Genomic DNA, 13198 nt, shown 5'->3' on the forward strand with positions numbered 1-13198 from the left:
GCGCTTCAATGAGGTACGTCATACCTGGACGCACCCAGCTGGATTCGTACAAGCTCGCCGGAACCTTTAAATATTGAGGTCGGCAAACATGGCAAAAATCATACCGCGTTCACTACGCGAGTAGTGACTCGGCCCAGAAACTCGGAGCACCATCTTGCGCCTGCGTGCCCGGTGGTATCCAGTACACCGCCGAACCAATGTGCGTGATCCATTCATTCAGTCGGTCAGCCTCATCGAGCCTTTTGAGGACCGGAGTGAATTGCGTATCTGGGTTTTCCTGAAATGCAATGAACACTAAGCCAGCGTTGGACAGCTGTTCCTGCCCAGGCTCAGGCGGCAAATTGTAGTTATAAGGGCGCCGTTTAAATTTCTGCTCTGGGTGCCCTTCAGGCGCCATTGACCTGGCAACGTGCGAGTTTCTATCGACCTTTGGCAGGCCATATTCGTCCCGCGCTTCCAGATCTACCGGAGTGAACTCTTCGCCGCCCGAAAGGGGTGCTCCGTTGTCTAGCCTGCGCCCGACGGCCTCTTCACGGGATGTCCGGTCGAGCATTTCCCAGGTGTCAAGGTTCATCGCTATTCGACGAACCACCATCGACGTTCCACCTTCAAACTCTGCAGCGCCTTTTGCCCACACCTGGGCGTCGTATTCCTCATCAGTGTGAGGGTTTACCGTGCCATCAATCTGTCCAAAGAGATTCCGTGGCGTGGTTCCTTCGCGGTGTACAGCAGGGTTATTCATGAACCCTTGCTGCACCCACGCGGTAGCTACATAATCGACGCCAGCTCGCACCATATGACGCATCGCCCATGCGCACATCAGTGGGTCATCTGAGCAAATCTGCAACACCACGTCAGTCTGGCCCCAGTTCCGTGAAAGCTCGTCTCGCGAGAGCGCCGGAATGTCGTGGAGCCACGACGGTTTGCTCTCAGGCGCGGCGATATCAAAAAACTTCTCTCCCAACCCCACGGTAATGGTGAGGTTTGCGGGGTGTTCCGTCATCTCTGGTTCCAGGCTTGCCAACGGGTTTTCGCCGGCTGTCAACGCACGGGCATCCTCAGTCCACAGTCGCATCAATCGAACAATCGCAGGCTTATCGACGCCATCTTTAAAATTGAAACCAATCAGATTTAGTGAGGACTGTTGAGGCGTCGAAATGCCTGCCTGGTGTATGCCGTCAAACGGAACCGTTGCTGTGGCAAGGTCTATCGCAGGCTCTTGCTGAGCATTCACCACAGCATCGCGGCTTTCCGCGCAAGCTGTGGCTGCCCCGGCGGCAGCAACACTCAGAGTCCCGGCGAGAAAATGACGACGGTTGACAGGCATTCGACTTTCCTTCAATTAGTGGTTGTGGCCTTCACCCATGGACCCATGTTGGTGCCCCTGGAGCTCCCCGTGCTCACCATAGTCTTCGTCACCCGGAAGCATAGAGCGAACGGCTACGTCTGGAATCTGCTCCTCGGTTCCGTCGGCGAACTCAAGCGTTACATCGACCACGTCGCCTGCCGGAATTGCAGGGTCGAAGCCCATGATCATGAAGTGGTCACCGCCAGGCTTGAGCTCATATGTCCCACCGGCGGGGATCTCGATGCCGCCTTCTTTCTCGCGCATGACTCCATCTACCACCTCGTGGATCTCGTAGGTGGCGTCGCCAAGTGACGTAGTGAAGCCAACGATGTGAATGTCCTTGTCAGAGGTGTTGTGCAGCGTACCGAAGAACCCGGTCATGGACTTTCCGCCTTCCGCACCGGCTTCTGCTTTCGCACGAATAGCCGCGGACTCAACGCGGATATCACCTTCGCCCTGAAGCTTGTCATTGTCTGGAGCAGCAGTCGTAGTGGACTCCACGGTTGTTGTCTCTGCAGCGGTTGGCGCAGATGTCGACGGGTTTTCCTGCGATGGCGAGCAAGCCGTCAGGGCAAGAGCGGCGACACCAAGTGCCGAAATAGCTGCAGTGCAAATGTTTTTCATATTTCTCCTTAGTCGTTGCTAAAAACTTGTGTATGTACTGGCTCAATCTTTGCTCAAGGAGCCGCGACGCAGTAAAAGTGCCGTTACAGCACCGAAAAGAAGCAGGATTAGTCCGCCGACAAAAAGCCAGCTAAAGGAACTGGATGAAGAACCGCTCACTTCTCCGGTTGGCACGGAATCTTCCATAGTTTCATCGACAACTTGTGAACCTTCCGGCGCATATGTAAACGTTGTCATCCCTTTAGTGGCGTGCCCATCTGAAGAGACAATCTGAAATCCGATCCGGTACTCTCCTGGCACTTTGTCACCAGATTCGCGAACTTTCTCTGGAAGTTCAAGGGACACAAATCGTCCGTCGAGCACTGGCTCTCCAGTAAAGAGGATCTCGTTGTCCGATACCCGCGACAGCGCGAACGTGTTGAAGCCTTCCTGGGGTTGACCCGAGAACTCCAACGACAGCTCTTTCGGAAACTCGGCTACCACGGACCCGTTTGATGGATCTCCCCCAATAACGGCATCATGTGCCTCCGCTGATCCGGCCAACGCAGAAGCTACACATACGGCACTCAATATAGCCCATGCCGTTCGCTGTACCCTTTGTCCTGCTTTGGACATTCGGATCCCTCCTACAAAATGAACTGACTTTAAACCAGTACAACATTAGTCGTAACGAATGGCGGATTAGTTCCCCAGCATGCCCAGTGCCGGACCATAGAAAGCGAAAATGCCCGCAAGGCGGGCATTCAGTGGTCCTAGCTGGGATCGAACCAGCGACCTTTCCGGTGTGAACGGAACGCTCTTCCACTGAGCCATAGGACCGAACGCGAACTACTTTACACCCCCTCCACTCCTTCAACGAATCCGCAGTACAGCAACACTTTCACCGAGTAACAGCAATTTCCCTGCCAACCCAGCGCCTCACCATCGTACGCACCTGCCAAGACCGGCCCTGTGCTGGCGATTTGGAAAACTTAGAGCCAACAGATAATGTTTGTTCACGCACAACGGAGGTTCCGCTTCCGGAGAGCATGCGGATGTAGCGCAGTTGGTAGCGCATCACCTTGCCAAGGTGAGGGTCGCGAGTTCGAGTCTCGTCATCCGCTCCAAGTGTCTTTAGACACTCTGCGCGATTAGCTCAGCGGTAGAGCACTACCTCGACACGGTAGGGGTCACTGGTTCGATCCCAGTATCGCGCACAGAGCCGCACAGCTCTTTTCAAAATGTGCATGCGGATGTAGCGCAGTTGGTAGCGCATCACCTTGCCAAGGTGAGGGTCGCGAGTTCGAGTCTCGTCATCCGCTCCAAGTACTTTCAGTACTTCGGAGGTACTCACGGTGGATTGGTCGAGTGGTTAGGCAACGGTCTGCAAAACCGTGTACACGGGTTCGATTCCCGTATCCACCTCCAACCTCGCGCGATTAGCTCAGCGGTAGAGCACTACCTCGACACGGTAGGGGTCACTGGTTCGATCCCAGTATCGCGCACAGAGCCGCACAGCTCTTTTCAAAATGTGCATGCGGATGTAGCGCAGTTGGTAGCGCATCACCTTGCCAAGGTGAGGGTCGCGAGTTCGAGTCTCGTCATCCGCTCCACATAGGCTCACGCCCCCGGGATTCCCGAGGGCGTGTGTTTGTCTCATATCGGTTGGACGCTGCGGTTTCAGCGTGCCCTGACCCACATATATCTAGGGACGTGGGCCCTCCTACTCACCGCGCGCCTGGGTTTTCAGCTGTTCGAGGAACATGCGAGCCACCGTAAACTCCAACGGTTCCCTCATCGGGTCGGAGTACGTCTTCTCCCCCGCCCGGCGCGTCAGCTGTTCCCGTACGAGCGTGACAATGGCGTCTACGCCTCCTGATGAGACTTGCATCGGGTTTTTCGTGGTCTGCACGAGTTCCGGACTGATTCCCATGTCTGCAGCGATGCGACGGAAGAGCGCCTTGTCTTGTGCGATGTCGGCCCCACGGATGACTCGTGGGTGGATGCGCAGTGCGAGGTCGACTGCCTCGTGTGTCTGCCAAACCTGAATGTGGCGCTCGGGGTCTGCGATGAGGCGCTCGTAGAAGTCCGGGATGAAACGTTGCCTGGTGAAGTTTGCCTTGATCCCTCGGCGTACCTGGTCATCCCACAGTTGGAGGTAATTGTTGGCTGCTGTATCGATGGTTTTTCCGCCGAGAAACAGTGCGTCCGCACCTGCCCCTGTGATGAGTGCGCCGTCGGCATGATACTCCTGCCTGTACGTGTCGATGGCTACCAAAATGGCCCCAGAGAGCACTTCCCAAGGTTCCACGGTGTCGAGGCGCTCGATGGTTTCCTTGAGCAGCGTCTCCAGCGCTTCCCCGCGTGGGGCGACGACGTGATGCTCGAAGCCGAGTGCGCGGGCCACCTCACTCGCCACCTTGGTCTCCTCCGCTGCCTGTTGCGAGGAGTCTTGGCTGAACGTCACCGCGAGGACGTCGGTACGCAGTTGGGCGAGCACCGCGGCGATGAGGATCGAGTCGACGCCGCCGGAGAGCATGAGAGTGGGGCGCCCCGGCCAGCGCCCGAGCACCGCTGTGAGGCGTGCACGCAGGTAGTCGACGACAGCGTGTTTAGCTGGCGCATATTCGGTGATCTCGTATGTACCTGGCTCGATGCTGCGCTCGTCGGCGACGTATTCGCAGCCTTTATCCGTCACAGCCAATTTTCGTCCTTTCCTCAAGCGCTGCAATTCGCTGCTGCAGCTCTCGTATTTGTTTCCGTCGCGTTTTCATCACCACCGGTTCGGCGTGCGTATGGCGGTAGACCGCCACGTGCACCATCCAGGAGAATGCGCCCAGGATGACCCCGGCGGTAAGGATCAGGCCGAAGCGTTCAAAGGTGCCAATCTGTTCTAGCCCTGCGAGCGAGATGTTGAAAGACAGCACCCCAATGACAGCGAGGAAGACAGACAGAATCTCTATGCTCCGTAAGAGACTGTTGCGTGACTCTGCTTCAATCCTCTCCGACATCCGCTCTACTTCGGCGCCGACGTGCGCAAGCTCTGCATCTACACGTCCTTGAATGGAGTTTTGTACCTGCCGTTCGGTGGCAATCATCATCCGGTAGGAGACGAACTCCCCGTGCAGCGCTGTGGCATCCGCGGGTAGGTTCTTAATGGCCATCTGCACAGAGTGCAGTGCCTCGGCGTAAAAGTCGTCCCGGGAACGAACCGTGTGTCCCGAGAACACGTCGGAGCGTGGTGCTGCTTCGATGGCTGCCATGCGGCGGTATCCCTCGGCACGCCGGTAGTGCGCGATGTAGTCGTTTGGCGAGTGATAGCGCAAGATTGCCTCAGAGAAGGCGAGTATTTGCTCCCCATACTCGGTGTCTGGGTAGAGCCACAACCCGTGGAGCATGAGATGTTTGAGCTTCAGTGGCACTTGTTCCAGCTGAGAAACGGCATGCTCGTTCCCGTCGCTGGGTGGGGCTCCCACGGCGTCGAAGACGTGCTGCGGGTCAATCCTACGACCCGAGAGCAGCCTGGCGAAGGTGAGAAAAACCTGGTTGAGGTTGACGGTCACCGACAGGTTGTGGAAGCGCAGGGGCGCATCGTTCGCCATATCGAGTACGCGCCGGATGCCATCGTGGTCGAAGTTGAAGCGATGGAGTTGCAGCTCGATAAGGATGAGCGCGAACTCTGCAGTGCGAGACTGCCTTGCCCATTCCGGCAACAGCCGAAGCCATTCCTCGTTGTGCTCACCGAGGCAGCGCTCACGTGCCTTCCATGTTGCGTCGGTCACGGCGTTGAACATCGCTTCAAACGCATCGATTTCACGGTAGACGGTCTCACCGAACACCGCGTCTGCAAGTACGCAGACCTGCTGTTTCCAATCGGCATCTGCCACGTCTGGGTCAAAGAGCGCTGCGAAGAGCCGGTCAGGGTTCTCGCCACCTATCCATACCCGCTGCGCCTCTTCCACGAGCGGAAAACGATCGAGCACGTGCTGTCTCCTTTTAAAATCCTGGCAGTCAGATGTGTACGCTTGACGCCATGATAGACGCGAGCCGCACTTTCGAACCAGCTGAATTGCTGGGCACTGTGCTGCCCGCTTCAGTCCCGGAACTGCGTCTGCTTGCGGTCATGACACTTTCCGGCGCGGCCTCTCTCGATGGCACCTCCCGCTCCCTTGGCAACGCCATCGATGCCGCGCTGCTCAACCTGCTGCGTGTGTGGTCCGACGCTGTCTTAGTCGGTGGAGGCACCGCGCGGGCGGAAAACTACTTCGGAGTCAAGTGCACCGACGAGGACAAGGCCGAACGTCGGTCCCGCGGGCAGGCGGAGGTCCCACCGCTTGCGATCATCACCGAAAGCTTCGAGTTTGACGTGGACACACAGTTGTTTTACGACACGGAGGTGCCTCCGCTTTTCCTCGCTCCGGAGCACCACGTCGACGATCCGGAGCTCGCCGAGCGTCGAGAAGCACTCCTGCACGCGGGCGGCCGCATTCTGTCCACTGGCGATGGCACTGCACGCTCAATTATCGATGCCCTGCACGCCCAGGGCTTTAACCGCATCGTTTGCGAGGGCGGACCTGGACTCTACGACATGCTCCTGACTGCTGGGCTCGGTGACATTTTGCACCTGACCATCGACCCTACGTTGCAAGGCAAGGTAGAAAAGCCCCTCTTCGGCGGAGGTGGAGACTATGCCACCCCGCTCGAGCTCGAAGACGTGCGGGTGAGCGAGGACTCGACGATGTTCGTGCGCTACCGTCTGTGGGGCACTGCTGCTTCCCACGAGGGGTAACTGCATTCGGTACTGTTATGCAAGTGACGTACGCACAAGACACTCCCCCCGCCTGGGCGCAGCGCCTGAACAACATCTGGACCGCTCCTGCCCCACAGAATGGCTCGCACACCACAGCGGCAACGCGCACGCTACAAACCGCCGCTAACGCAGCTGCCTGGCCACTGGCACTTCTGCTCACCATCCACCGAGTTGCCGTTCTTGCAAGGCACGGCTCCCAGACCGACGACTTCACCACCGTGTGGGCTGCCACCCGTCGCTTTGTCGAGCGCGTCCCCGTCTACAACGAGGTGTATCACCACGTCGATCCGCACTATCTTTACAATCCTGGAGCTACGCTACTGCTCTCACCTTTGGGCCTGTTTGACGACGCCTCGCTGATCCGTCCACTCTTTGTTTTAGTAAACACCGCCGCCATTCTTGCGGCACTTGGAATCCTCACGAAGCTCAGTGGAAAACCGCTGAGCCACCCGCTGCTACCTATCAGCATCGTGCTCAGTTTCTGCACCGAGTCAGTTGTGAACACACTCGTCTTTTCGAACATCAATGGTGTATTGCTGCTCCTCTTTACCGTATTCCTCTATAGCTATACTCACAGGCGCTTTGCGTTAGCCGGCGTCTGCCTAGGCCTCGCCATACTGGTCAAGCCGATGTTTGCCCCCTTGGTGGTGTTGCCACTCATGCAACTCCGCTGGCGTTGCGTCGTACCGAGTGTCCTAGTTCCCGTGCTCTTCAACGTTGTCGCATGGCCAATGACACCGGGCGCCCGCGATTACATCGATGTCGTCGTCCCCTATCTAAAGATCACCCGCGACTATGCCAATTCATCGCTTGCCGGCTTCACGACTTACTTTGGCTTTCCGACGCAGTTCTACGACGCACTATTCGTCTTTTTCGGCATCACTGTCGCTATAGCGGTCCTGGGGCTTGCCCGCTGGCGCTGGTCAGACGAGCTCCTATGGCTCACGTTTAGCTCCACGGTTTTACTCGCGGGTGTATGTTTGCTCTCGTCCCTCGGCCAGGCTTACTACTCGATGATGCTCTTCCCGGCGGCTTTCACTGTTCTTTCAGCACGAAGCCCAATGCACACCAGCGGCCCCTGGATTCGGACTATTTTTCTGCCTTGCACCGTTACAATGGACGACACTTCGAAACCCTCTCATCGGGAACTGGATTACTACATTCCTCCCCACATTGGGTTGGGCTGTGTTCATCGTATCGACGGCCACCTGGGTACTCACAACAGTGTTCACAACAAAGAAAGGCGACAGAGACCCTCATGACAGAGAATCGTTTTCAGCAGATGACGGAAGCAGAGTGGAAAGCTCACCTCGCCCCTGAGGAATTCCGTGTACTTCGGCAAGCCGGCACCGAAGCACCTGGAGTTGGTGAGTACACCGACCATTTCGAAGAAGGCATCTACGTGTGCCGCGCATGCGGCGCAGAGTTGTTCCGCTCTACAACGAAGTTCGACGCCCACTGCGGGTGGCCAGCGTTCTACGCTCCTGATAGCGAAGCCGCCGTCATCAAGCGAGCCGATTACTCTCTCGGGATGGTAAGAACTGAGGTGCTTTGCGCTCAATGCCATTCCCACCTGGGGCATGTATTCGAGGGTGAGGGTTTCAACACACCAACCGATCAGAGATACTGCATCAATTCAATTTCTCTGAAGTTTGATGCCCCAAGAAAGGACGATTAAAGAACTCCCCCAGCGCCGAGATGCGCTGAGGGAGTTTTTGATTTCGCAATGCCAGCTACGGCAGAACCTTTATGACGTCAGCAATGCTTGCGACGCGGCGCCCGGTCTGGAACGGGATTTCTTCTCGGACGTGAAGGCGCGCTTCTGTGTAGCGCATCGTCTTCATAAGTGACTCAATACGCTCCAGCGTGTCCGCCTCGAACGAAAGCATCCACTCATAGTCGCCAAGGACAAAGGCCTCGACGGTGTTGGCACGAACGTCTGCATAGTCGCGTGCTGCCATGCCATGCTCCATTAGGATCTTGCGACGCTTCTCAGGCTCCATTACGTACCAGTCGTATGAACGAACGAATGGGTACACCGTAATCCAGTCCTTCGGATCCTCCCCCATGATGAAGCTCGGAAGATGCGATTTGTTGAACTCCGCAGGGCGGTGAATTCCATTACCGAGCCACGAAACCTCCAACAGCTGACCGAACGCAGTGTCACGGCGGAATCGCGCGAGTGCATCCTGGATGTACTCGAATTCCTCCGCATGCCACCAGATCATGAAGTCCGCGTCAGCCCGAATACCAGTGTTGTCATAGATACCACGTACGACAACTTTCCCTTCCTCTTTGAGCTGCTCAAAGAACTTTTCTGCTTCTGCGATAACTTCGTCGCGCTCGGTACCAAGTGCACCTGGGATCGCACGAAATACCGCGTACTGCAGGTAGCGCTGGGTTGCGTTCAGCTTTTCGTAGTCAAGCTTCGCCATTTAAACTCTCCTTCTGAGATTCACGGAAACACGTTGGATGCCAAGGCGACCAACCGTCGCTATAAAAACATACATCAAACGAAAGTACTAGTTCAGTGTACACTTCGCTGCAAACGCTGAATCTTGCGAACCAATATACGGCGCGCCTCGCCCCCTCAAAGCCGCATCCTTATTAGCTTGGTTGGCGTGATGAACTCGGATACCACCTCCCCAAGCGAGAGCGCGTCGACTCCTGCGGAGTTCACCGCAGCGGTCGAATCGATGCATAAGGCTCAAGTGCGCCCAGAAATCTCCATCGGTACCATTCGGCCTCCTCAGCGGCCTGCACCGTTTAGCCACGCCGTTGGGCTTGAGGTTATCCAGACCAAGCCAGACCAAGGTGACGCGTTCGGTCGCCTCATCCTGCTTCATTCCCCCGACGCTGAAGAGGCCTGGGAGGGTTCAATGCGACTAGTCGCCTATATCCAGGCAGATATGGACGATGCTGTTGCGGCGGATCCACTTCTCCCCGATGTGGCATGGCAGTGGCTTAACGAGTCGCTCGATGGCAATGGGGCCGGGTTTACCAACCTTGGAGGTACGGTAACCTCCACAGCTTCCGTCCGCTACGGGGAGATTGGCGGCCCTCCGCGGGCGTACCAATTGGAGATGCGCGCATCTTGGACAGCTGAAGGAATTGATCTGTCATCACATGTGGAAGCGTTTGCAAATGTCCTCAGTTTAGTGGCGGGTCTGCCACCCGAAGGTGTGCGAACTATTTCGTAGCATTAGTATGTGTACGCATGGAAGTGAATTTGTCCTACACCTTTGTCGATCATCCATCGCAGTTTGCCGAGGTAGCTGATCGATTAGCCGAAGGACTTGGTCCTTTTTGTATCGATACCGAACGAGCCTGCGCGTACCGCTACGATGACCGAGCATTCCTCGTACAGATCTACCGCAAAGACGCGGGAACGTTCCTCATTGCCCCTGAGCACTATCGAGACGAGTTCGAACAGTACTTTGCACCAGTCTGCAATGATCAGGAGTGGGTAATACACGCGGCGAGAGAGGATCTACCGTGTCTCGCGCAATTAGGATTACGTCCGTCCACTATTTTCGATACCGAACTTGCAGCACGATTTGCAGGCTACCCAGCAACCAAACTTGGCGTGTTGGTAAAGGAGTTTTGCCAAGTCTCACTTCCCAAGCAGCACGGCGATGCCGATTGGTCACAGACACCACTGACCGACTCAATGCTCGAGTACGCAGCGCAGGACGTTATTTACCTGCCCCACCTTGAACAGGCCTTAGTACACCTCCTCGATATGCAAGGCAAACTTGAATACGCGAATCAAGAATTTGCTCATTTGGTAGCTACGCGTTCAAACCCGGGGGTAAAGAAACATTCTTGGCTCGATATACCCCAGGTTTCGGACAAATTGTCGGATCTCGAGCTCACTTTGACGAAGTGGCTTTGGGATGCTCGCGATTGTTTTGCCTACGACCAAGACATAGCTCCGGGATTAGTACTTCCGAACAAGATGCTGGTACCACTGGCTCAGTCCCGCCCAACGACCGTTGACGAATTGCTGGCGTTTGACGGTGCAACCCATGCGCTCACCACCTATCCATACTTCTGGCTCGAGACAATCCATGATGCGCTGTTATCCCCATTTGAAACCGCACTGAGGGAACAACTTCGCTTACCTACTAGGAAAAGCATTTGGGAGTGGACAAGGCACAACAAAGTGGCGCTACGTACGCGACAAAACATAAACAATCGGGTCGCCGAAATCGCCGAGACTCTTAAGATCCGCAAAGAGCTGATTTTGACGAACAAGGTCCTCGAACGGACCATATGGACCGCCTTCCACGAACGTCTAGATTGGCCAATGGAATACACCCGTCCCCTGCTCAAGCAGATGGGACTGCGCGAATGGCAAATAGACTTCCTAGCACCTATTTTCGTGGCGGAACAGCCGGAACCTCGCCGCTAGGCAGCGAGTGCCTTATTGATCGCGGTCCTCAAGGCCGCGTACCCACTCGCGAATCTTTTTCGTCGCAGCTGACTCGTCCATACCGAATTCTTCAAAGATCTGTTCCCGGGAAGCGTGCTCTGGGAACACCTGAGGAAATGCAATATGCCGCAGCGGTGTGTCGATTTCAGCGTAGGACAACGCTTCTGCAATTGCTGAACCAACGCCTCCATGCACGATCCCGTCTTCATACACCACGACAAGATCGGACTCAACCGCAAGCTCGAGAATATCAGGGGAAACAGGCACAACCCAACGAGGATCTACCAGGGTAACTCGAACATTGTCCGATTCCAATCGTTCAGCGACCCGTAGTGCCGAATCCGCAAAAACTCCCACTGCAACAATCAACACATCAACTGTCTGGTCACTTTCATCATCTTGCGCAGTCGATGATGGCTCTCGAAGAATATCGACGCCACCTGGCAGCCGCTTAATAGCTGCTCGGTTCTCGCCGACGTTCCCCTTAGGGAAGCGGACGACAGTTGGCCCGTCCTTAACAGTCAAAGCTTCCCTAAACAGTTCCCTTAGCTGCTGCGGATCGCGAGGCGCCGCGACACGAATATTTGGGACGATCGACGTCAGCGCCATATCCCACACGCCGTTGTGGCTTGCGCCGTCCGTACCAGTGACGCCCGCTCTATCGAGCACTACAGTCAACGGCTGCTTGATAAGTGCTGCGTCCATCAGGAGCTGATCGAAAGCTCGGTTCAAAAATGTGGAGTAGACCGCGACAACGGGGTGCAGTCCCCCGAGAGCAAGCCCGCTGGCAGAGGCAATCGCATGCTGCTCCGCAATACCGACATCAAAAAATCTATCAGGAAATTCCTCTGCGAACGGTACAAGGCCTGTCGGCCCAGCCATAGCGGCCGTGATTGCGACAATGTCACGTCGAGTCCTAGCGGCGTCGAGAAGTTCCTCGGTGAAAATTGATGTCCACCCTGGCTTGGACTTCTTCAGAGTTTCTCCTGTAACAGGGTCAATCGCACCAGTGGAGTGCATTTGGTCGGCGATGTTGTTAACTGCGGGGGCGAAGCCGTGGCCTTTCTCAGTCACAACATGCACAATCAAGGGCCCCTCGTAGGTCTTCGCGTACTCGAAAGCGCTTAGCAACGCCGTGAGGTCGTGACCTTCTACTGGCCCAACGTACTTCATCCCCAGCTCCGGGAACATCTCTGTTGGGATAACCTGGGCCTTCACTCCTTCTTTCAGCGCATGAAGCGCTTCAAACGTCCGTTCTCCGACCCAACCCATCGACTTGAGGGTCTTCTTACCGGATTCCATTACGTCGTCGTAGCCGGGTTTCATGCGCAAAGCTGCGAGCTGATCACGAAGGCGAGTCAGGTTGTTCGCAAAACCACCAATAGTTGGCGAATACGAGCGACCATTGTCATTTACGACTATGACTACGTTGCGTTCTGCGGCTGCAATGTTGTTCAGCGCTTCCCAGCACATCCCACCTGTCAGTGCACCGTCACCGACGACGGCGACAACATTTTCGTCGCCCTTGCCCTGAATGTACTTGGCTTTCGCTAAGCCATCTGCAATTGAAAGCGAAGCACTCGCGTGCGATGACTCAGTCCAATCATGTTCCGACTCCGAGCGCGAGGTATAGCCAGAAAGACCGTCTTTCTGACGCAAGGAATCAAACTGACCAGCACGCCCGGTCAGAATTTTATGCACGTACGACTGGTGAGAGGTATCAAAAACGACCGGTTCCGTTGGCGAGTCGAATACGTAATGCAGTGCAATTGTCAACTCGACAACGCCGAGGTTCGGCCCCAGGTGACCTCCCGTTGCTGACACCTTCTCAATTAAAAACTGGCGTACTTCATCAGCGAGATCTGATAATTCCCCAGGCGCCAACGACTTCAAATCCGCTGGCGAATTGAGTTTACCTATCAGTCCCACGGTCCTCTACTTCTCCTTTAGAACAAGCAATAGTTGACGCTAGTTTACACCTTGCGGGGCGCACGCCCCATTC

Annotated in this window: 12 protein-coding genes and 7 tRNA genes; 11 read left to right on the forward strand and 8 right to left on the reverse strand. The window is 55.9% G+C overall.

The window, feature by feature from the left end; translation table 11 throughout:
• Positions 1-112: 112 nt before the first annotated feature.
• The 4 genes from R0V12_RS01320 to R0V12_RS01335 all read right to left on the reverse strand — a co-directional run bounded on the left by R0V12_RS01320 (position 113) and on the right by R0V12_RS01335 (position 2791).
• Entirely contained in the window at positions 113-1327 is a 1215-nt protein-coding gene (locus R0V12_RS01320; RefSeq protein ID WP_070477010.1) for a Dyp-type peroxidase, read from the reverse strand.
• A gap of 15 nt (positions 1328-1342) precedes the next feature.
• A complete protein-coding gene (locus R0V12_RS01325) occupies positions 1343-1972 on the reverse strand; it encodes a copper chaperone PCu(A)C (RefSeq protein WP_070362365.1) in 630 nt (209 codons plus the stop codon).
• A 42-nt stretch (positions 1973-2014) separates the two neighbouring features.
• Positions 2015-2587 carry a copper resistance CopC family protein gene (locus R0V12_RS01330; protein WP_070362364.1) on the reverse strand — a complete coding sequence of 191 codons (573 nt, stop codon included), beginning with the start codon at positions 2585-2587 and terminating at the stop codon, positions 2015-2017.
• Positions 2588-2719: 132 nt separating this feature from the next.
• Positions 2720-2791: transfer RNA gene (locus tag R0V12_RS01335), tRNA-Val, on the reverse strand.
• Between the two features lie 211 nt (positions 2792-3002).
• Here R0V12_RS01335 and R0V12_RS01340 point away from each other — a divergent pair.
• From R0V12_RS01340 to R0V12_RS01365, 6 genes are all read left to right on the forward strand, one after another.
• Positions 3003-3078 (forward strand) — tRNA-Gly (locus tag R0V12_RS01340).
• Positions 3079-3096: 18 nt separating this feature from the next.
• Positions 3097-3168: transfer RNA gene (locus R0V12_RS01345), tRNA-Val, on the forward strand.
• A gap of 32 nt (positions 3169-3200) precedes the next feature.
• Positions 3201-3276 (forward strand) — tRNA-Gly (locus R0V12_RS01350).
• Positions 3277-3305: 29 nt separating this feature from the next.
• A tRNA-Cys gene (locus tag R0V12_RS01355) sits at positions 3306-3379 on the forward strand.
• A gap of 5 nt (positions 3380-3384) precedes the next feature.
• Positions 3385-3456: transfer RNA gene (locus R0V12_RS01360), tRNA-Val, on the forward strand.
• A 32-nt stretch (positions 3457-3488) separates the two neighbouring features.
• Positions 3489-3564 (forward strand) — tRNA-Gly (locus R0V12_RS01365).
• 110 nt (positions 3565-3674) lie between these two features.
• On the opposite strand, the gene R0V12_RS01370 is transcribed toward R0V12_RS01365, so the two are convergent.
• Together R0V12_RS01370 and R0V12_RS01375 are read right to left on the reverse strand one after the other, a co-directional pair.
• Complete coding sequence (locus R0V12_RS01370) at positions 3675-4649, reverse strand: asparagine synthase-related protein (protein ID WP_070976789.1); 975 nt, start codon at positions 4647-4649, stop codon at positions 3675-3677.
• Complete coding sequence (locus R0V12_RS01375; RefSeq protein WP_070478961.1) at positions 4639-5934, reverse strand: hypothetical protein; 1296 nt, start codon at positions 5932-5934, stop codon at positions 4639-4641. The genes R0V12_RS01370 and R0V12_RS01375 overlap by 11 nt, the downstream gene beginning before the upstream one ends.
• Before the next feature lie 50 nt (positions 5935-5984).
• Between R0V12_RS01375 and R0V12_RS01380 the strand changes: the two genes are divergently transcribed.
• The 3 genes from R0V12_RS01380 to msrB are packed head-to-tail and all read left to right on the forward strand — an operon-like array spanning position 5985 to position 8439.
• Complete coding sequence (locus R0V12_RS01380) at positions 5985-6740, forward strand: pyrimidine reductase family protein (protein ID WP_070479004.1); 756 nt, start codon at positions 5985-5987, stop codon at positions 6738-6740.
• 23 nt (positions 6741-6763) lie between these two features.
• Entirely contained in the window at positions 6764-8023 is a 1260-nt protein-coding gene (locus tag R0V12_RS01385) for a glycosyltransferase family 87 protein (RefSeq protein WP_320072693.1), read from the forward strand.
• The gene (gene msrB, locus R0V12_RS01390) at positions 8020-8439 is read left to right on the forward strand and encodes a peptide-methionine (R)-S-oxide reductase MsrB (RefSeq protein ID WP_070976779.1); all 420 of its coding nucleotides are present in this window, start codon (positions 8020-8022) and stop codon (positions 8437-8439) included. The genes R0V12_RS01385 and msrB overlap by 4 nt, the downstream gene beginning before the upstream one ends.
• A gap of 55 nt (positions 8440-8494) precedes the next feature.
• Here the strand turns inward: msrB and hemQ are convergent, their stop codons facing one another.
• Positions 8495-9196 (reverse strand): hydrogen peroxide-dependent heme synthase, encoded by a 702-nt coding sequence (gene hemQ / locus R0V12_RS01395; protein ID WP_070362360.1) that lies wholly within the window; start codon positions 9194-9196, stop codon positions 8495-8497.
• A gap of 189 nt (positions 9197-9385) precedes the next feature.
• Between hemQ and R0V12_RS01400 the strand changes: the two genes are divergently transcribed.
• Both R0V12_RS01400 and R0V12_RS01405 read left to right on the forward strand, forming a co-directional pair.
• Positions 9386-9961 carry a DUF3000 domain-containing protein gene (locus R0V12_RS01400; RefSeq protein WP_070362359.1) on the forward strand — a complete coding sequence of 192 codons (576 nt, stop codon included), beginning with the start codon at positions 9386-9388 and terminating at the stop codon, positions 9959-9961.
• 17 nt (positions 9962-9978) lie between these two features.
• Positions 9979-11175 carry an HRDC domain-containing protein gene (locus tag R0V12_RS01405; protein ID WP_320072694.1) on the forward strand — a complete coding sequence of 399 codons (1197 nt, stop codon included), beginning with the start codon at positions 9979-9981 and terminating at the stop codon, positions 11173-11175.
• Positions 11176-11187: 12 nt separating this feature from the next.
• Here the strand turns inward: R0V12_RS01405 and dxs are convergent, their stop codons facing one another.
• Positions 11188-13125, reverse strand: a complete 1938-nt coding sequence (dxs, locus tag R0V12_RS01410; protein WP_070478956.1) for a 1-deoxy-D-xylulose-5-phosphate synthase — start codon at positions 13123-13125, stop codon at positions 11188-11190.
• Positions 13126-13198 lie beyond the last annotated feature (73 nt).

It is taken from the genome of Corynebacterium sp. UMB2355A (assembly GCF_033877495.1).
GTDB lineage: Bacteria > Actinomycetota > Actinomycetes > Mycobacteriales > Mycobacteriaceae > Corynebacterium > Corynebacterium pseudogenitalium.

Bases quoted from the DNA above. Each gene is read 5' to 3' on its own strand.
- R0V12_RS01320 (WP_070477010.1), bottom strand. From the start codon at position 1,327: ATGCCTGTCAACCGTCGTCATTTTCTCGCCGGGACTCTGAGTGTTGCT.
- R0V12_RS01325 (WP_070362365.1), bottom strand. From the start codon at position 1,972: ATGAAAAACATTTGCACTGCAGCTATTTCGGCACTTGGTGTCGCCGCT.
- R0V12_RS01330 (WP_070362364.1), bottom strand. From the start codon at position 2,587: ATGTCCAAAGCAGGACAAAGGGTACAGCGAACGGCATGGGCTATATTG.
- R0V12_RS01380 (WP_070479004.1), top strand. From the start codon at position 5,985: ATGATAGACGCGAGCCGCACTTTCGAACCAGCTGAATTGCTGGGCACT.
- msrB (WP_070976779.1), top strand. From the start codon at position 8,020: ATGACAGAGAATCGTTTTCAGCAGATGACGGAAGCAGAGTGGAAAGCT.
- hemQ (WP_070362360.1), bottom strand. From the start codon at position 9,196: ATGGCGAAGCTTGACTACGAAAAGCTGAACGCAACCCAGCGCTACCTG.
- R0V12_RS01400 (WP_070362359.1), top strand. From the start codon at position 9,386: ATGAACTCGGATACCACCTCCCCAAGCGAGAGCGCGTCGACTCCTGCG.
- R0V12_RS01405 (WP_320072694.1), top strand. From the start codon at position 9,979: ATGGAAGTGAATTTGTCCTACACCTTTGTCGATCATCCATCGCAGTTT.